Annotated in this window: 15 protein-coding genes; 11 read left to right on the top strand and 4 right to left on the bottom strand. The window is 70.4% G+C overall.

Annotated features, from left to right (window positions below; translation table 11 throughout):
• Positions 1 to 26: 26 nt before the first annotated feature.
• Positions 27 to 1,283, bottom strand: coding sequence for a threonine aldolase family protein (locus ACN20J_RS22270; RefSeq protein ID WP_419666608.1), 1,257 nt, complete (start codon positions 1,281 to 1,283; stop codon positions 27 to 29).
• Between the two features lie 147 nt (positions 1,284 to 1,430).
• Between ACN20J_RS22270 and ACN20J_RS22265 the strand changes: the two genes are divergently transcribed.
• The 10 genes from ACN20J_RS22265 to ACN20J_RS22220 all read left to right on the top strand — a co-directional run bounded on the left by ACN20J_RS22265 (position 1,431) and on the right by ACN20J_RS22220 (position 9,996).
• Positions 1,431 to 2,414: a Rossmann-like and DUF2520 domain-containing protein gene (locus ACN20J_RS22265; protein ID WP_189843153.1), complete on the top strand. Its 984-nt coding sequence runs from the start codon at positions 1,431 to 1,433 to the stop codon at positions 2,412 to 2,414.
• Between the two features lie 31 nt (positions 2,415 to 2,445).
• Positions 2,446 to 3,435, top strand: a complete 990-nt coding sequence (panC, locus tag ACN20J_RS22260) for a pantoate--beta-alanine ligase (protein ID WP_190230644.1) — start codon at positions 2,446 to 2,448, stop codon at positions 3,433 to 3,435.
• Positions 3,432 to 5,180, top strand: coding sequence for an L-aspartate oxidase (locus tag ACN20J_RS22255; RefSeq protein ID WP_419666607.1), 1,749 nt, complete (start codon positions 3,432 to 3,434; stop codon positions 5,178 to 5,180). Before panC ends, ACN20J_RS22255 begins: the two co-directional genes overlap by 4 nt.
• A gap of 5 nt (positions 5,181 to 5,185) precedes the next feature.
• Positions 5,186 to 6,232, top strand: a complete 1,047-nt coding sequence (gene nadC / locus ACN20J_RS22250) for a carboxylating nicotinate-nucleotide diphosphorylase (protein WP_419666606.1) — start codon at positions 5,186 to 5,188, stop codon at positions 6,230 to 6,232.
• Positions 6,233 to 6,234: 2 nt separating this feature from the next.
• Positions 6,235 to 7,032, top strand: coding sequence for a type III pantothenate kinase (locus ACN20J_RS22245; RefSeq protein WP_189843149.1), 798 nt, complete (start codon positions 6,235 to 6,237; stop codon positions 7,030 to 7,032).
• Positions 7,033 to 7,282: 250 nt separating this feature from the next.
• Positions 7,283 to 7,903 carry a hypothetical protein gene (locus tag ACN20J_RS22240; protein WP_189843312.1) on the top strand — a complete coding sequence of 207 codons (621 nt, stop codon included), beginning with the start codon at positions 7,283 to 7,285 and terminating at the stop codon, positions 7,901 to 7,903.
• A 72-nt stretch (positions 7,904 to 7,975) separates the two neighbouring features.
• The gene (locus tag ACN20J_RS22235) at positions 7,976 to 8,155 is read left to right on the top strand and encodes a hypothetical protein (RefSeq protein ID WP_189843148.1); all 180 of its coding nucleotides are present in this window, start codon (positions 7,976 to 7,978) and stop codon (positions 8,153 to 8,155) included.
• Between the two features lie 193 nt (positions 8,156 to 8,348).
• On the top strand, positions 8,349 to 8,864 hold the full coding sequence (locus ACN20J_RS22230) for a BlaI/MecI/CopY family transcriptional regulator (RefSeq protein ID WP_419668926.1): 516 nt from the start codon (positions 8,349 to 8,351) through the stop codon (positions 8,862 to 8,864).
• Between the two features lie 9 nt (positions 8,865 to 8,873).
• On the top strand, positions 8,874 to 9,413 hold the full coding sequence (locus ACN20J_RS22225; protein ID WP_419666605.1) for an amino-acid N-acetyltransferase: 540 nt from the start codon (positions 8,874 to 8,876) through the stop codon (positions 9,411 to 9,413).
• Between the two features lie 247 nt (positions 9,414 to 9,660).
• Positions 9,661 to 9,996 carry a histone-like nucleoid-structuring protein Lsr2 gene (locus ACN20J_RS22220; protein WP_055618215.1) on the top strand — a complete coding sequence of 112 codons (336 nt, stop codon included), beginning with the start codon at positions 9,661 to 9,663 and terminating at the stop codon, positions 9,994 to 9,996.
• Positions 9,997 to 10,004: 8 nt separating this feature from the next.
• On the opposite strand, the gene ACN20J_RS22215 is transcribed toward ACN20J_RS22220, so the two are convergent.
• Complete coding sequence (locus ACN20J_RS22215) at positions 10,005 to 10,718, bottom strand: SCO3374 family protein (protein WP_419666604.1); 714 nt, start codon at positions 10,716 to 10,718, stop codon at positions 10,005 to 10,007.
• A 429-nt stretch (positions 10,719 to 11,147) separates the two neighbouring features.
• Here ACN20J_RS22215 and ACN20J_RS22210 point away from each other — a divergent pair, with 429 nt between their 5' ends.
• Entirely contained in the window at positions 11,148 to 13,676 is a 2,529-nt protein-coding gene (locus ACN20J_RS22210; protein WP_189843144.1) for an ATP-dependent Clp protease ATP-binding subunit, read from the top strand.
• Between the two features lie 98 nt (positions 13,677 to 13,774).
• Here ACN20J_RS22210 and ACN20J_RS22205 read toward each other — a convergent pair whose 3' ends face one another.
• Together ACN20J_RS22205 and ACN20J_RS22200 are read right to left on the bottom strand one after the other, a co-directional pair.
• Positions 13,775 to 14,425 carry an HAD family acid phosphatase gene (locus ACN20J_RS22205; protein ID WP_189843143.1) on the bottom strand — a complete coding sequence of 217 codons (651 nt, stop codon included), beginning with the start codon at positions 14,423 to 14,425 and terminating at the stop codon, positions 13,775 to 13,777.
• Positions 14,426 to 14,569: 144 nt separating this feature from the next.
• Entirely contained in the window at positions 14,570 to 17,689 is a 3,120-nt protein-coding gene (locus ACN20J_RS22200) for an NACHT domain-containing protein (RefSeq protein ID WP_419666603.1), read from the bottom strand.
• Positions 17,690 to 17,785: the final 96 nt, after the last annotated feature.

Raw genomic sequence — 17,785 nt, 5'->3', positions numbered from 1 at the left:
GGCCTTTCAGGCACCGGTCCGGTCCCTCAGCGCGGCAGCCGCCCCACGAAGTCGGCGACCGCCGCGCGGACGTCCTCAGCGGTCCACTCCAGCCCCGGCGCGGCGACCGTGACCTCGGTGAACGCCAGACCGGGTCCACCCCGCTCCCAGACCTGCGGGAACAGGCCGGTCTTCGTCTCCTCGGCCTGCAGCGTCCCCGCGTCGGTGAGTACGTCGGCGTCGTACGGCAGCCAGACCTGGAACTGATGGGTGTGCGGTTCCTCGGGGTGGACCCGGGCCCACGGCACCCCGGCCCCGGCGAACCCCTCGCGCAGCGCCGCGGCGACCACGCGCGCGTGGGCCACGTACTCCGGGAGCCGGGGCAGCTCCTTCTCCAGGCCGATCAGCGCGGACAGGGCGGTGGGGAACTGCTGGAGGATCTGCCCTCCGTAGCGGTGGCGCCAGGCCTTCGCCTCGTCGACGAGCGTCTTCGGGCCCGCGAGGGCGGCGCCGCCGAATCCGTCGAGCGACTTGTAGAAGGACACGTAGACGCTGTCCGCGAGGTCCGCGATCTCGTCCAGGGAGTGGCCGAGGCGGGTGGTGCACTCCCACAGGCGGGCCCCGTCGAGGTGCACCACGGCGTCGCGTTCGCGTGCCGCGTCCGTGACGGCGACCAGTTCCTCCCAGGAGGGCAGGACGAAACCGGCCTCCCGGAGGGGCAGTTCGAGGAAGAGCGTCCCGAAGGGCTCGTCCAGGTCGCGCACCTCCTCGGCGGAGGGCATGCGCGGCTCGCGTGTCGGATGGACGGTCCGCAGTTCGCTGACCGTGCTGAGGGAATGCCGTTCGTGGACCTCCGGGTGGGAGAGGGGATGCATCGCCACCGTCGTATTGCCCGTACGGCCCGCCCAGCAGCGCAGTGCGACCTGCTGGGCCATGGTGCCCGAGGGGAAGAAGGCGGCGGCCTCCTTGCCGAGCAGAGCCGCGACCCGCTCCTCCAGGGTCTCGACGATCCCGTCGCCGTACATGTCCACCGGCTTGTCCAGGTCGTACACGTCCGGCGCCGCGTCCGTCAGCCGGGCCAGCAGCTCGCCGACCGTGGCGCGGAAACCGGGCCGCCACAGCACCCGCCGCGCCCCTCGCCAGGCGACCCTGCGCCGCTCGCGCCGCTGCTCGGCCGTCTCTTCCGCCTCTTCCGCGGCCGGCTCCGCCGAACCGTCCGCCGCCCGCTCAGCTGCCCGATCCGCCGCTCGCTCAGTCGCCTGGTCCGCCGCCTGTTCCACCGCTTGCTCCGCCGTATCGCCCATGCCCGGATCATGCAGGACAGCACGGCGACCGGTCATATGAATTCCCCACAGCCTGTGGACAAAAAAACGGCCCTCGGACCAATCGCGTTAACATGACGAGAAATCGTCCGGTACCCGGAGCGGACTGGAACGGAAGGCCGCCGTCGAGTGAGTACATTCCCCCAGCCAGACCCCAAGGACCGCCCCGCGCGGCTCACCGTCGGTGTGGTCGGCACCGGTCGCGTGGGCCCCGCCCTGGCCGCGTCGCTTCAGCTCGCCGGACACCGCCCGGTGGCCGCCTCCGGGGTCTCCGACGCCTCCCGGCGACGCGCGGCACAGCTGCTGCCCGATGTGCCGCTGGTGACCCCCGAGCAGGTCCTGGGGCGGTCCGACCTGGTGCTCCTGACCGTCCCGGACGACGCCCTGCCGGGACTGGCGGAGGGCCTCGCCGAGACCGGTGCCGTACGGCCGGGACAGCTCATCGTGCACACTTCCGGGCGGTACGGCACCAGGGTCCTGGACCCCATGCTGCGCGCCGGTGCGCTGCCGCTCGCGCTGCACCCCGCGATGACGTTCACCGGCACCCCCGTGGACGTGCAGCGCCTCGCCGGGTGCTCCTTCGGGGTCACCGCGCCCGAGGAGCTGCGCCTGGCTGCCGAGGCCCTGGTCATCGAGATGGGCGGCGAGCCCGAGTGGATCGCCGAGGCCTCCCGGCCGCTCTACCACGCGGCCCTCGCGCTCGGCGCCAACCACCTGGTGACGCTGGTCGCCGAGTCCATGGAGCTGCTGCGCGCGGCGGGCGTCGAGGCCCCGGACCGGATGCTGGGCCCGCTGCTGGGCGCCGCCCTGGACAACGCGCTGAGGTCGGGCGACGCGGCCCTCACGGGACCGGTGGCGCGCGGTGACGCGGGCACGGTCGCCGCGCACGTCGCCGAGTTGCGCAAGCACGCGCCCCAGACCGTCGCCGGCTATCTGGCGATGGCCCGCGCGACCGCCGACCGGGCCCTGGCCCACGGCCTCCTCAAGCCGGAGCTCGCCGAGGACCTCCTCGGAGTACTCGCCAACGGGACGTCCGGGACCGCCGGGCCGGGCGGACCGACCGGACCCGACGGAGCGAACGGACCCGGCGGGCCCGAAGGAGACGCCCGATGACGCGCGCAGGTGCCGAGAACGGAGCCACCCGATGACCGCCACCGTGCTGCGCACCGCCGACGAGCTCCACGCGCGCGTGCGCACCGGCCGCCGTGCCGTCGTGATGACCATGGGCGCCCTGCACGAGGGTCACGCGACGCTGGTCCGCACCGCCCGTGCGATCGCGGGCGACGGCGAGGTCGTCGTCACCGTCTTCGTGAACCCCCTCCAGTTCGGCGCGGGCGAGGACCTGGACCGCTACCCGCGCACCCTGGACGCGGACGTCAAGATCGCCGGACTGGCGGGCGCGGACGTCGTGTTCGCCCCCTCCGTGGACGAGGTCTACCCCGGCGGCGAACCCCAGGTCCGCATCAGCGCCGGCCCCATGGGCGGGCGCCTGGAGGGCTCGACGCGACCCGGGCACTTCGACGGCATGCTCACCGTCGTCGCCAAGCTGCTGCACCTCACCCGCCCCGACGTGGCGCTGTTCGGGCAGAAGGACGCCCAGCAGCTCGCCCTGATCCGCCGCATGGTGCGCGACCTGAACTTCGGCATGGAGATCGTCGGCGTCCCGACGGTGCGCGAGGCGGACGGCCTGGCCCTGTCCAGCCGCAACCGCTATCTGTCGGCCACCGAGCGCCGTACCGCGCTCGCCCTCTCCCAGGCCCTGTTCGCGGGCAGCGACCGGCACGCCGCCCAGGAGGCGCTGCGCGCGCGTGCCCGTGAAGTGCCCGCCACGCACGCGCGTGCCGAGGCCCTCAGCGCCATCGGCGAGTCCCGCGCCGCGGCCGACACGCACGCCGTAGCCAAGGCGGCCCCCGGCGGCCCCGCCGCGGTCCGCGCCGCCGCCCGACTCGTCCTCGACGACGCGGCCCGCCTCAACCCGCCGCTCGCGCTCGACTACCTCGCACTGGTCGATCCGTCCGACTTCACCGAGATCCCGGACGACCACACCGGCGAGGCGGTCCTCGCCGTCGCCGCCCGGGTCGGGACGACCCGGCTGATCGACAACATTCCTCTGACCTTCGGAGCCGCCTCGTGACCAGCACAGGCACCAGCACAGGCATACGTCTGCACGCGCCCGCACCCGGCTGGTCCCTCACCGCCGACGTCGTGGTCGTCGGCTCCGGAGTCGCCGGACTCACCGCGGCCCTGCGCTGCGACGCCGCCGGCCTGCGCACCGTCGTCGTCACCAAGGCCCGCCTCGACGACGGCTCCACCCGCTGGGCCCAGGGCGGCATAGCCGCGGCCCTGGGCGAGGGCGACACCCCCGAGCAGCACCTCGACGACACGCTGGTGGCGGGCGCGGGCCTGTGCGACGAGGACGCCGTGCGCATCCTCGTCACCGAGGGCCCCGACGCCGTACGCCGGCTCATCGAGACCGGCGCCCACTTCGACGAGTCCGAAGAGGGCGGCCTGGAGCTGACCCGCGAGGGCGGCCACCACCGCCGCCGCATCGCCCACGCGGGCGGCGACGCCACCGGCGCCGAGATCTCCCGCGCCCTCGTCGAGGCGGTACGCGCGCGTGGCCTGCGTACCGTCGAGAACGCGCTCGTCCTGGACCTCCTCACGGACACCGAGGGACGCACCGCGGGCGTGACCCTGCACGTCATGGGAGAGGGTCAGCACGACGGCGTCGGAGCCGTCCACGCGCCCGCCGTGGTCCTCGCGACCGGCGGCATGGGCCAGGTCTTCTCGGCGACCACCAACCCCTCCGTCTCCACCGGCGACGGCGTGGCGCTCGCGCTGCGCGCCGGCGCCGAGGTCAGCGACCTCGAATTCGTGCAGTTCCACCCGACCGTGCTGTTCCTCGGCGCGGACGCCGAGGGCCAGCAGCCGCTGGTCTCCGAGGCGGTCCGCGGCGAGGGCGCCCACCTGGTCGACGCGGGCGGCGTGCGCTTCATGCTGGGCCAGCACGAACTGGCCGAGCTAGCCCCCCGCGACATCGTCGCCAAGGGCATCATGCGGCGCATGCAGGAGCAGGACGCCGAGCACATGTACCTGGACGCCCGGCACTTCGGCGCCCACATGTGGGAGCACCGCTTCCCGACGATCCTCGCCGCCTGCCGCGCCCACGGCATCGACCCGGTCCACGAGCCCATCCCCGTCGCCCCGGCCGCCCACTACGCCTCCGGAGGCGTCCGCACGGACTCCCGGGGCCGTACGACCGTCCCCGGGCTGTACGCGTGTGGCGAGGTCGCCTGCACCGGCGTCCACGGCGCCAACCGGCTCGCCTCCAACTCCCTCCTGGAGGGCCTGGTCTACGCCGAGCGCATCGCCGCCGACATCGTGGGCGGCCACGAGGAGAACAGCCTCCACGCGCGCGTGCCCGCCCCGGTCGCCCACCAGGAGAGGCCGGAGAGGACGGAGAAGCCCGCCCATCCGCTGCTCGCCCCCGAGGCACGCTTCGCGATCCAGCGGATCATGACCGACGGCGCCGGCGTCCTGCGCTCGGCCGCCTCCCTGGAGACCGCGGCCGAGCGCATCCAGCAACTGCACACCGACGCCCGCGACGCCCTCGACGAGAACGGCAAGACGGCCGAGCCCGGTGTCGACACCTGGGAGGCCACCAACCTCCTGTGCGTGGCCCGCGTCCTCGTCTCCGCCGCCCGGCTCCGCGAGGAGACCCGCGGCTGCCACTGGCGCGAGGACAAAGGTGAACGGGACGACACGAACTGGCGGCGCCACATCGTCGTGCGGCTGAATCCCGACCGGACACTCGCCGTACACACCACCGACACCCCAGACTTCCCCCCGACACAGCAGTCCCGTCCCCAGGAGCAGTGACAGAAGTGAGCACCCCCGACCTTCCCCTCCTCACCGGCGGTGGCTGCGGCGACGGCTGCGGCTGCGGCGCCGCAGGGGAGTACGACGTCGATCCCCTGGAGTACGCCGAGTGCGGGCTCGACCCCGCCCTCGCGCAGCTCCTCGCCGACGCCGGGCTCGACCCCGTAGAGATCGAGGACATCGCCCATCTGGCCATCGAGGAGGACCTCGACCACGGCGTGGACGTGACCACCGTCGCGACCATCCCCGAAGAGGCCGTCTCCACCGCCGACTTCACCGCCCGCGAGGCCGGTGTCGTCGCGGGCCTCAGGGTCGCCGAGGCGGTCGTCTCCGTGGTCTGCACGGACGAGTTCGAGGTCGAGCGGCACGTCGACGACGGCGACCGCGTCGAGGCCGGCCAGAAGCTCCTGAGCGTCACGACCCGCACCCGCGACCTGCTGACGGCCGAGCGCAGCGCCCTGAACCTCCTGTGCCGTCTGTCCGGCATCGCGACGGCCACGCGCGCGTGGGCGGACGTTCTGGAGGGCACCGGCACGCGCGTGCGCGACACCCGCAAGACGACACCGGGACTGCGGTCCCTGGAGAAGTTCGCCGTCCGCATGGGCGGCGGCGTCAACCACCGCATGTCCCTCTCGGACGCGGCCCTCGTCAAGGACAACCACGTGGTCGCCGCGGGCGGCGTCTCCCAGGCATTCAAGGCCGTACGGGAGACCTTCCCGGACGTGCCGATCGAGGTCGAGGTCGACACCCTGGACCAGCTCCGCGAGGTCGTGGACGCGGGCGCCGACCTGATCCTCCTGGACAACTTCACGCCCGGCGAGTGCGAGGAGGCCGTGGCCGTCGTCGGCGGCCGTGCGCTCCTGGAGGCCTCGGGCCGCCTCACCCTGGACACCGCCCCGACGTACGCGAAGACGGGCGTCGACTTCCTCGCGGTGGGCGCACTCACGCACTCCTCGCCCATCCTGGACATCGGCCTCGACCTGCGAGAAGACACCGAGACAGCCGAGACGTCCGAGGCCTTCGACGCGTCCACGACGAGCGAGGCTGAGTAGGTATGCTGCTCACGATCGACGTAGGCAACACGCACACCGTCCTCGGCCTCTTCGACGGCGAGGACATCGTCGAGCACTGGCGCATCTCCACGGACGCCCGCCGCACCGCGGACGAGCTGGCCGTACTCCTCCAGGGCCTGATGGGCATGCACCCGCTCCTCGGCGACGAGCTGGGCGACGGCATCGACGGCATCGCGATCTGCTCGACCGTCCCCTCGGTCCTGCACGAGCTGCGAGAGGTGACCCGCCGCTACTACGGCGACGTACCCGCCGTCCTCGTCGAGCCGGGCATCAAGACGGGCGTCCCGATCCTGATGGACAACCCCAAGGAGGTCGGCGCCGACCGCATCATCAACGCGGTCGCGGCCGTCGAGCTCTACGGCGGACCGGCCATCGTCGTCGACTTCGGCACGGCGACGACGTTCGACGCGGTCTCCGCGCGCGGGGAGTACGCCGGCGGTGTCATCGCCCCCGGCATCGAGATCTCCGTCGAGGCACTCGGTGTCCGTGGCGCCCAGCTCCGCAAGATCGAGATCGCCCGCCCGCGCACGGTCATCGGCAAGAACACCGTCGAGGCCATGCAGTCGGGCATCATCTACGGCTTCGCCGGCCAGGTCGACGGCGTCGTCAACCGCATGGCCCGCGAACTCGCCGATGACCCCGAGGACGTCACCGTGATCGCGACGGGCGGCCTCGCCCCCATGGTCCTGGGAGAGTCCTCGGTCATCGACGAACACGAACCCTGGCTGACGCTGATCGGCCTCCGCCTGGTCTACGAAAGAAACGTCTCCCGCACCTAGGCGCCCCAAAGGGGCGCGGGGCCGTGGCGATGTGCGGCTCCTCCCCCACTCTCGGCTTCGCTCGAGCGGGGGGACCCCCACCGTGGGCGCGACAAGCCCCCACTCACCCGCGGACAACAACCGGACCGGCGGAGCCACTCAGACAAGTCAGCGTGGCGAAGCCACGCCACACGGCACCCGATCTACGGATTTTGTCTGATTAGCGCGTATCGTCGCGAGCATGCCCACGCCCTATGGATCCCGCGGCGGCATGGCGTTCGGTGCGGAGGAGCTGCGAGTGCTCCGACGTGCGCTCGCTCTCGCCCTCCACCCCCGCCCCGCCTCGGCCGAGGACGTGCAGGACTGCCTCCGCCTGGCGGAGGCAGTCGACGAGGCGGCCCGCGAGGGCGCCCGGCTGCGCGCCTTCCTGCTGGCCGACCTCGCCCGCTACCGCGCCGCGCTCCCCGGCACGGCGGCCGGCTATCTGACGCTCCTTGAGGAGGCCCTCGTGGTCGGCTACCGCCCGGTCCCGGACGACCTCGCCGCGCTGCGCGCCCTGCGCGGCAACCCCGTCGCGGCGACCCTGCTCGACCGTTGCCACGACCTCGCGGAGCAGGACGTACGCCTGCGTCTCGCCCTCCGTGCGGTCCCGGCCTCCCGCAGCCGTGCGCGCACCCGTCTGACGGCTCTCCCGGGCGGCCTCGCCGCCGCCACGGAGGAACCCGGCAGGAAGCCCGCGGAGAAGCCCGCCGAGAAGCCGGCCGCCCCCCGGCCCAGGCCGCAGTCCCCGCGCCGCGACCGCCCCATCCCCACCCCCGGCGAGGTCTTCCCCCCGAGGCGCAAACCGGCCGCCCCGCCCGCGAACGCACCGCAGCAGCTGGCCGCGGTCTAGTCGCACCGTGGGGGCGGCCCGCGCCACCCCCACCCCTCACCCGCCCCGCGGCCCCTGGCTACTCTGGACGGCATGGACTACGTCTCCGCGCTCGTGCCCCCGGTAGTGATGGCCGTGTTCTTCACCGGTCTGATCGTGACGATCGTGAAGACCCAGGGCGGCGCCAACAAGGCCAAGGAGGACGCGGTCGTCGACGCGGCCCTCGCCCGCGCGGAGAGCACCCGCCAGGCCTCCCGCGACACCGGCGCCTGAGCCTCACCGACCGAGCTTCACCGGGCACCGAACGACGTCCACCCCGTGGCGTACGACTCATCAGCTTTTCGAGTCGTACGCCCTTTTTGTTGCTGTTTGTCATCCAAAGCCACGTCCACCACGTGATTGGCGACATCTCCCCCTATTGTTCTGAGCTGTGCCTCGCCCATTGGGAGAACTCGAAGACGCGGTCATGACGCGGGTGTGGAAGTGGAACCGCCCGGTGACCGTTCGGGAAGTCCTGGAAGACCTTCAGCAGGAGCGGTCCATCGCGTACACGACGGTGATGACCGTTTTGGACAATCTCCATCAGAAGGGCTGGGTACGTCGTGAGGCGGAAGGCCGGGCCTATCGATATGAGGCGGTCTCCACCCGGGCCGCCTACTCCGCGGCACTCATGAACGAAGCCTGGACCCAGAGTGACAACCCGGCCGCCGCTCTCGTCGCCTTCTTCGGCATGATGTCCCCGGAACAGCGCGAAGCACTGCGCGATGCCGTGCGTATGGTCCAAGGCCCGGAGGAAACCCCCGCGCCACAGAACCCGACGGCGGAGAACGCAACGGCGGAGAACGCAACGGCGGAGAACGCGGCGGTCGAGAACCCGGCAGCCGAGAACACGGCGGTCGAGATGCCTGCTGCAGAGAACCCGGCAGTCGAGAACCCCGTCGGCGAGAACCCCGCCGCCGCTGGGGGCGAGACCGGGCGATAACGTCCGCTCATGCCAGCAGAGCAGCCCGAAGCCGCCACTAAAGCCCTCATCGTCCGCCGGGCCAGGACCAGCGATGTCCCGGCGGTTCGCCGTCTCCTCGACGCCTACGTCCGTGGCGGCATCCTGCTCGACAAAGCGACGGTGACGCTTTACGAGGACATCCAGGAGTTCTGGGTCGCGGAACGCGACACCGGTTCAACCACTGAGGTCGTGGGCTGCGGCGCTCTGCACGTCATGTGGGAAGACCTCGCGGAAGTCCGCACTCTCGCCGTGGACGGCTCGATGAAGGGCGCCGGCGTCGGACATCAGTTGCTGGGGAAGTTGCTGGAGACCGCCCGCTGGCTCGGTGTTCGCCGCGTATTCTGCCTGACCTTCGAAGTCGACTTCTTCGCGAAGCACGGCTTCGTGGAGATCGGTGAGACACCTGTAGACACCGATGTCTACGCCGAGCTGTTGCGTTCCTATGACGAGGGCGTGGCCGAGTTCCTCGGTCTCGAACGAGTGAAACCGAACACCTTGGGCAACAGCCGGATGCTTCTGCATCTGTGATCGCCACCCCGTAATACCCGTGGCATACCCCTGCCACTAGCCCGCAGCCCCTTGCCCGCGGGCCCTATGTCCGAAACGCGTACGTTTCCGGTCTTCCCGGGTCCGTCGGTCTCTGCCAGGGGTTTGTGTTTTTCCAGCAAAAGCGGTTTGCTTTCCGACGTACTGCAGTAGTGCATATAACAGGGACGTGAAACAGCGGCGGACGCCGCGGACCCCGTCCCTGAAGATATCGATGAAAGGAAATCCGGTGGCACAGAAGGTTCAGGTCCTTCTTGTCGACGACCTCGACGGCGGCGAGGCGGACGAGACCGTGACGTTCGCGTTGGACGGCAAGACGTACGAGATCGATCTCACGACTGCCAATGCGGACAAGCTCCGTGGACTTCTCGAGCCGTACGTCAAGGGCGGTCGTCGTACCGGAGGCCGCGCCTCGGGGAGCCGTGGAAAGGCGCGCGCCGCTTCCGGTGGCAGCCAGGACACCGCGCAGATCCGCGCGTGGGCGAAGGAGAACGGCTACGAGGTCAATGACCGCGGTCGCGTTCCGGCGTCCATTCGTGAGGCTTACGAGAAGGCCAACGGCTGAGCAGAGGCCTACGACATGGCCAAAGGCTGAGCACAGGAACGGCGCAGCCGGATGCGATGGCATTCAGTCGCCATCGTGTCCACGAGTCGTACGAGATCGGGGGCGCCCCCAACGCCCCCACCGAGCGCCGACAGTGTCGGCAGCGACGGCTCCACCTCGCAGCCAGGCTCAGGGGGTCGCAGCCAGACGGCGGCCCCCTGCGAGCTGTCCAGGGTGGTATCCACAGCGGTTTCCACAGATGTGTGCGGTGCGCGCGACGTATGCGCGGGGATGTGTACGGGGGGCCCTGCGGGGCGCGGAGTGCCGGGTGCCGAAATGCCGGTCGCCGGAGTGCCGGGCGGCAGTGGCGCCTCGATGCGCCCGCCCTCGCCGATCGCCCTGAGGTCCAGCGCGAGAGCGCCCCACTCCAGCCAGTCGAGCAGCCCGGGCAGTTCGTCCGCGCTTCCCGCCGCCACCAGAAACCGCATCCGGTCCGCCCGCACGGCCACCGGAGAGCCCGGCACCAGATGCCGCAGCGCCGCGTACCCCGCCTCCACCGGTGCGTCCAGTACGTCGAAACGCAGCCCCGTCGGCAGGTCCACGGGAGTGCCGGGCACGGTCGGCCAGCCCAGTTCGTTCTCGTACCAATGCCGGACCGCGCGACTCGCGTGGCTCGGGTGACCCGAGTGGCTCGGGTGGCTCGTGTCGAGGGGCCGGCGGGGAGAAGGGACCGTGGGGACCATGCAAGGCCAACCGTCACAGCGACGTTCGAGTTACGCTGGGTGGCTTCGCGCGTGCGCAGAGTGTCCGAAAAGTGGGCGCTCCGAAGCGGCCCGCGACGCAAGGATGTTCGCCCATAGCGGAGGGAACCGGTGCGTTCGGCATGGAGTGTCAGTGCGTACGGGTAAGACATCCCTAGTGGGAGGGGCGACACGCAAGGCTCGGGCATCTCACGTTCGCCATCGGCGTACAGATGGTGGGGGTATCTGCCTGGCCTGCGGGAACATCGTCTCGCACCATCAGGTTGGAGCAGATGTCGGCGTTCGGGGTCAGGAGGCCAAGGACGGTGTCGGCAGTTGGAATGAGCGGTCCCCGCTTGCGGGACTAAGCTGCGGAAGGACAGGGAGGGGAGCGTCCCCTTACTGCCTGACCGCTCTGAGGAGCGATTAACGATGTTCGAGAGGTTCACCGACCGCGCGCGGCGGGTTGTCGTCCTGGCTCAGGAAGAAGCCCGGATGCTCAACCACAACTACATCGGCACCGAGCACATCCTCCTGGGCCTGATCCACGAGGGTGAGGGTGTCGCCGCTAAGGCCCTGGAGAGCCTCGGGATTTCGCTCGAGGCGGTCCGCCAGCAGGTGGAGGAGATCATCGGGCAGGGCCAGCAGGCCCCGTCCGGGCACATCCCCTTCACCCCCCGTGCCAAGAAGGTCCTGGAGCTGTCGCTCCGCGAGGCCCTTCAGCTGGGCCACAACTACATCGGCACGGAGCACATCCTGCTCGGCCTGATCCGCGAGGGCGAGGGCGTCGCCGCCCAGGTCCTGGTCAAGCTGGGCGCAGATCTCAACCGGGTGCGGCAGCAGGTCATCCAGCTGCTCTCCGGTTACCAGGGCAAGGAGACCGCCGGCGCCAGTGGCGGTCCTGCCGAGGGCACCCCCTCGACGTCCCTGGTCCTCGACCAGTTCGGCCGGAACCTCACCCAGGCCGCTCGTGAGTCCAAGCTCGACCCGGTCATCGGGCGCGAGAAGGAGATCGAGCGGGTCATGCAGGTGCTGTCCCGTCGTACGAAGAACAACCCGGTCCTGATCGGTGAGCCCGGCGTCGGCAAGACCGCCGTCGTCGAAGGTCTCGCGCAGGCCATCGTCAAGGGCGAGGTGCCCGAGACCCTCAAGGACAAGCACCTCTACACCCTGGACCTCGGCGCCCTGGTCGCCGGCTCCCGCTACCGCGGTGACTTCGAGGAGCGCCTGAAGAAGGTCCTCAAGGAGATCCGCACCCGCGGCGACATCATCCTGTTCATCGACGAGCTGCACACGCTCGTGGGTGCGGGTGCCGCGGAAGGCGCCATCGACGCGGCTTCGATCCTGAAGCCCATGCTGGCGCGCGGCGAGCTCCAGACCATCGGAGCCACCACGCTCGACGAGTACCGCAAGCACCTGGAGAAGGACGCCGCGCTCGAGCGCCGCTTCCAGCCCATCCAGGTCGCGGAGCCGTCGCTGCCGCACACCATCGAGATCCTCAAGGGTCTGCGCGACCGCTACGAGGCGCACCACCGCGTGTCCATCACGGACGAGGCCCTGGTGCAGGCGGCGACGCTCGCCGACCGGTACATCTCGGACCGCTTCCTGCCGGACAAGGCGATCGACCTGATCGACGAGGCCGGCTCCAGGATGCGCATCCGCCGGATGACCGCGCCGCCGGACCTCCGCGAGTTCGACGAGAAGATCGCCGGCGTCCGCCGCGACAAGGAGTCCGCGATCGACTCGCAGGACTTCGAGAAGGCCGCCTCTCTGCGCGACAAGGAGAAGCAGCTCCTCGCCGCGAAGGCCAAGCGGGAGAAGGAGTGGAAGGCCGGCGACATGGACGTTGTGGCCGAGGTCGACGGCGAGCTGATCGCCGAGGTCCTCGCGACCGCCACCGGCATCCCGGTCTTCAAGCTGACCGAGGAGGAGTCCTCGCGCCTGCTGCGCATGGAGGACGAGCTCCACAAGCGGGTCATCGGCCAGGTCGACGCCGTCAAGGCGCTGTCGAAGGCGATCCGTCGTACGCGCGCCGGTCTGAAGGACCCGAAGCGTCCGGGTGGTTCGTTCATCTTCGCCGGTCCGTCCGGCGTCGGTAAGACCGAGCTGTCCAAGGCGCTCGCGGAGTTCCTCTTCGGTGACGAGGACGCGCTGATCTCCCTCGACATGTCGGAGTTCAGCGAGAAGCACACGGTCTCGCGGCTCTTCGGCTCGCCTCCCGGTTACGTGGGCTACGAAGAGGGCGGCCAGCTGACCGAGAAGGTCCGCCGCAAGCCGTTCTCCGTGGTCCTCTTCGACGAGGTCGAGAAGGCCCACCCGGACATCTTCAACTCGCTGCTGCAGATCCTGGAGGACGGTCGCCTGACCGACTCCCAGGGCCGGGTCGTGGACTTCAAGAACACGGTCATCATCATGACGACCAACCTCGGCACCCGGGACATCTCCAAGGGCTTCAACCTGGGCTTCGCGGCCTCGGGCGACAAGAAGACCAACTACGAGCGCATGAAGAACAAGGTCTCGGACGAGCTCAAGCAGCACTTCCGGCCCGAGTTCCTCAACCGCGTCGACGACGTGGTCGTCTTCCCGCAGCTCACGCAGGACGACATCCTCCAGATCGTCGACCTGATGATCGGCAAGGTCGACGAGCGCCTCAAGGACCGGGACATGGGCATCGAGCTCTCCCAGTCCGCCAAGGAGCTGCTGTCCACCAAGGGGTACGACCAGGTGCTGGGTGCGCGACCGCTGCGCCGCACGATCCAGCGCGAGATCGAGGACACCCTGTCGGAGAAGATCCTCTTCGGCGAGCTGCGTCCCGGCCACATCGTGGTCGTCGACACGGAGGGCGAGGGTGAGGCCAAGACCTTCACCTTCCGCGGCGAGGAGAAGTCCGCGCTGCCGGACGTCCCGCCGATCGAGCAGGCGGCCGGCGGCGCCGGTCCCAACCTGAGCAAGGAGGCGTGACCCCCCGGGGTTCCGTCTGAGAACGCCCGAAGGGGCCGGTGCCGACAAGGCACCGGCCCCTTCGTCGTGCCCGGCGGTGTCGTCGCGCCCGGCCGTGGTTACGAAAGCTGGCCGTCGTAGTCCGGCAGCTTGTACGTCTTCTCGGCGTGCCCGCCCGACAGGTCGGTGGCGCTGTTGCCGATGTTCGCGATGATCGTGTAGCCCTTGGCCTCGATGGCCGTGCGCTGGGCCGTCTTGTACTCGGCCACGTCCCTGAACAGGTCGATGAAGTTGCGTACGTACAGGCCCGAGACCTTGTAGCCGACGTGCTTGAGGTTGTACTCCGTCACCGACTTGATGATGTCCGGGCGGGCCGTCACGAAGAACAGGGCGACGCCGTGGTCCTGGGCGTACTTGGCGACGTCCAGGACGGGCGCGTTGGCCGGCGACGGGTAGCTGAAACCGAAGTCGGTCTCCAGCGTGGTGTTGTCGATGTCGAAGACGATGGCCTGCTTCTCGCCGGAGGATGCGTCGGCGATCCGTTCCTTCAGGTAGGGCAGCGCGTCGGCCATGACGGCCCGGCAGTCCTTCTGCCAGGTGTCGTAGTCCACGTCCGCCGCGGCGGCGGCAGAGGCGGCGGTCGCGACGGTGGTGGCCGCGGCGGGGGCGGCGGCCGGGGTCGCGGCGGTGGCAGGGATCGCCAGGGCCGCGGTGACGGCGGTGGCGGCGGCGGTCAGGCCTATGAGGCGCTGCCAGCTTCTTCCTGTCATGGGGTGGGGGGTTCCTCTCGCGTCGGAGCGCTGCGGACATGGGTCGTGGTGCATGCTCATGTGCGTGTGAGGCCACAGGGAAGCGAAGGGATTACTGGTCGGTAACTGTAGGGTGCCTGGGTGGGGTTGGAACAGACCTCGGACCTAGAGAACCGTGTGCGTCTTCATGACGGCGTGCGTGCCGGGGAAGAGTTCGAGGACCTCTGCGGGTACCTCGGTCGCGTCCGGGTCGAGTGCGAATGTCACCGACCTCAACCCGGGAAACAGAGCCGGTACCGCCGACAGGTCTTCGTTTCCGGTGAATTTGTTGAAGTGGAGTCGCTCGATGCCCGGCAGGACAGGGCCCGCGGTCCAGGGAACGGCGGTCCAGTTGAGGCGCAATTCCCGGAGTTCGGGGAGGAGGGCGACCTCTTCGTAGTCCTCGGGGGTGAGCGGTTCGAGGAGGTTCGCCAGACTCAGCGTCTTCACCGAGCGCATATGGCGCAAGCCGCGCAGCCCGGTGAATCGGAGGGCATTCCTGGTGAATCGCAGATACGTCAGTGCTAGGCCCCGAGGGAGTGCGGCATCGAGGGAATCGGCCTGAAGCGGTACACCGGTGTCGAGTTCGTGCAGGGTTACCGAGGCCGAGAGCGGCGCCAGGGCGTGCGGCTTTTCAAGACCCTTCATCTGGTCCAGGGACAGCCATTTCAACGGCAGCGCGGCCAAGGGCGTGAGGTCTTCGACGTGCGGACCGTCGCTGAGGTCCAGATGCCAGAGCCGGTGGAGCGGCGAAAGACAGTCCAGATCGCGCAGTGAGTGGTTGTTCCGCATGACGAGCAGGCGGGTCGTGTCGGGCGGGAGGTGGTCCCGCAGCGCCGCGGCCTCGATGTCCCCGACGAGCTGGAGCTGTGGGCGTCCGCCGAGTGAGTGCAGTGCGCGCAGATGGGCCGCCGAGTGGGCGGCGAAGTAGAGGTCTTCCTGGGGCAGGTGGGCGATGACCTCGGCCGCGTACCGCTCGGTGTCGAAGCGGTGCCAGGTCCAGGTGAGCTGAGTGCGGACCGACATGGCGGGGTGGCCGCGGAAGCGGGCCAGGACCGGAACGGACTCGTCGGTGCCGACGAGGGACGCGGTGACGACAACAGCCCTCGCCTCCGCGTCGGACAGGCCCTCAGGACCAGGCAGCAACTCCAGGACGAGCGGGCCGACCGAGGCCAGTTCCTTGGCCTCCTCCACCGTGCGCGGCGGAATGAGCGTCGCCGCCTGCTCCTCCACGTCCGCCCGGACCTTCGGGTCGAGCTCCGTGGCGTGTTCCAGGCCGGCCAGGGCGAGGAGGCGGATACGGGTGCTCGCGGCGGGGTCGGTGCGTTCGGCGGAGGCGGCGGCGAGCAGGTCGCGGAGGAAACCGGCCCGTTCGCGCGGGCGGGCGTGGGCGACGGCCATCCGGATCACGTCGGACCACTGGTGGTCGGCGGCGTTGCGGACGAGCAGCCCGAAGTCGCCGTCCTCCACAGCCGCCTTCGCGCCCAGGTAGTCCTGGAAGGTGCGGTGCACGAACTCCACGGTTCCCAGGGTGGGCTCGCGCAGCAGTCCGCTGCGTACGAGGAGATGGCGGTGGATGGCGGTCGCGTCGCCCTGGCTCGCGGCGGCGGGCAGGGACGGCAGCGCGTCGGCGATGAGCCGCTCGGCCCGCTCGCGGTCCATCTCCGCCTGGTTGTTGCGGATCAGCCAGTAGGCCAGGCGCTGGAGCAGCTGGATCTGCGGGAGTTCCGTGAGCCGGATGTCGTCGTGCGGGAGCATGTCCCGCTCCTGGTCGCGCCGCGAGAGGAGCATGGAGAGGGCGGCGTCGTACAACTCCTGCCGTCCGTGCGGGAGATAGCCGCGCCGGTCGCGGTGCAGGGCGCAGATGAGGCCGCACATCAGGGGGTTGGTGGCGAGGCGGCCGAGATCGGGCTTGGTGCGGACGGCGTCGAGGAGCGATGTCTCGTACGCGGTGAGGCGTTCCGTGTCCGGGGCGCCGATCCGGGCCGCCCTGTGCCAGCGCTCGACGAACGCGGTGACGTCCTCGCGGCTCATCGGCGAGAGCGCCAGCTCGGTGAAGCCGTCCGCGGCGAGCCAGTCCTCGCGTACGGCCGAGGGGCGGGAGGTGACCAGCCACTGGTTGCCCGGGTAGGCGTCGATCAGGTCGCGCAGCCAGCGGCGGGTGCGCTCGCGGTCGGACTCCGGGATCTCGTCGATGCCGTCGACGAGCAGCAGACCGCGGCCCGCTGTGAGCACCCGGTCCGGCCAGGCGTCCGGGGCGGCGTCGTGGAACGGGACGCGGACGGCGGCGAGGAAACCGGCGGGCGCCGGCAGTCCTTCGGGACGGCGTACGAGCGTCCGCAGCGGCAGTACGAACGGGATGCGGTCCCCTCGCTCGCCCCGCGCCGCCGTCACGGCGAGCCACTGCACCAGCGTCGTCTTGCCCGAGCCGGCCACGCCCCGCAGCAGCACCAGATCCTGTTCGGCCAGCGCCTCGTCGGCGGGGAGCGGGGTGCCGGGTGAGGCGATGTACCGGCCGTCCTCGTCGCTCGTGGCGGGGCGCAGGGCCTGAAGGGTGAGGTAGGCGGCGTCCAGGGGCCAGCGGTCCGGGGTGTTGGCCAGGTCGATGCCGTAGATGGTGAGTTGGCTGTGCTTGGTCGCCGCGTACGCGAGATACCGCCGCTCGAACGCCCCGTCCCCGTCGCCCGGTCGTGGGGTGCGGGCGATCAACTCGTCGACCTTGGCGATGAGTTCGGACTGGCGGCGGGTCTGCTCGACGAGGGTTCGGGCGACGAACGTCGAGCGCTGGGTGAAGAAGTGCAGGATGTGCAGACAGGCCGTGTCGAGCAGCCGCTCGTAGAAGAGGGTCGCGTCGAATTCGAGGTCCCGGTCGGGGCTCCCGGCGGCGTGGCGGAGATGGAGCGCGAGGCCCGCGTGGCCGAGCGCCACCGCCTGGGCGTCGGTCATGGTGATGTCGCCGAGGGCGCGGAGGGTGTCGGCGAGGGCGTGGACGACGGGTTGTGCCTCGTCGGGGGCGATGGGGCGTTCGTCGGCGTCCTTCAGGGCCCGCCTGACCAGCTCGGAGGCGAGCCGGGTGACGTCCTTCTCGCCGAGTGTGCGCTGCTCGCCCTTGAAGGAGACGCGGGACGAGATGCGTACGGGCCTGTCGACCAGTCCCGCGCCCGGCCCCTCCGGCGTGAAGAGCTTCCTGATCAGCGGTGTGGCCACGCTGGATGCCAGCCGGACTCCGACGGTCGCTGGTTCCATTGCGCTCCCCCGAGGGCATGGTGGTCGGTCCACTCAGCCTAGTCGCCGGGGTGCGCCCTGTCCGTGGATCTTGAGACACCCGAAAACCGGTGGCCC

Source organism: Streptomyces sp. 2-1, from assembly GCF_048564895.1.
In the GTDB taxonomy this organism is placed as follows: domain Bacteria; phylum Actinomycetota; class Actinomycetes; order Streptomycetales; family Streptomycetaceae; genus Streptomyces; species Streptomyces phaeochromogenes.
This window is presented reverse-complemented; position numbering and strand designations above follow the sequence as displayed.

Excerpts from the sequence above, each read along its gene's own strand:
- ACN20J_RS22270 (WP_419666608.1), bottom strand. The coding sequence starts at position 1,283 with ATGGGCGATACGGCGGAGCAAGCGGTGGAACAGGCGGCGGACCAGGCG.
- panC (WP_190230644.1), top strand. The coding sequence starts at position 2,446 with ATGACCGCCACCGTGCTGCGCACCGCCGACGAGCTCCACGCGCGCGTG.
- ACN20J_RS22245 (WP_189843149.1), top strand. The coding sequence starts at position 6,235 with ATGCTGCTCACGATCGACGTAGGCAACACGCACACCGTCCTCGGCCTC.
- ACN20J_RS22240 (WP_189843312.1), top strand. The coding sequence starts at position 7,283 with ATGGCGTTCGGTGCGGAGGAGCTGCGAGTGCTCCGACGTGCGCTCGCT.
- ACN20J_RS22235 (WP_189843148.1), top strand. The coding sequence starts at position 7,976 with ATGGACTACGTCTCCGCGCTCGTGCCCCCGGTAGTGATGGCCGTGTTC.
- ACN20J_RS22230 (WP_419668926.1), top strand. The coding sequence starts at position 8,349 with ATGACGCGGGTGTGGAAGTGGAACCGCCCGGTGACCGTTCGGGAAGTC.
- ACN20J_RS22225 (WP_419666605.1), top strand. The coding sequence starts at position 8,874 with ATGCCAGCAGAGCAGCCCGAAGCCGCCACTAAAGCCCTCATCGTCCGC.
- ACN20J_RS22215 (WP_419666604.1), bottom strand. The coding sequence starts at position 10,718 with ATGGTCCCCACGGTCCCTTCTCCCCGCCGGCCCCTCGACACGAGCCAC.
- ACN20J_RS22210 (WP_189843144.1), top strand. The coding sequence starts at position 11,148 with ATGTTCGAGAGGTTCACCGACCGCGCGCGGCGGGTTGTCGTCCTGGCT.
- ACN20J_RS22205 (WP_189843143.1), bottom strand. The coding sequence starts at position 14,425 with ATGACAGGAAGAAGCTGGCAGCGCCTCATAGGCCTGACCGCCGCCGCC.
- ACN20J_RS22200 (WP_419666603.1), bottom strand. The coding sequence starts at position 17,689 with ATGGAACCAGCGACCGTCGGAGTCCGGCTGGCATCCAGCGTGGCCACA.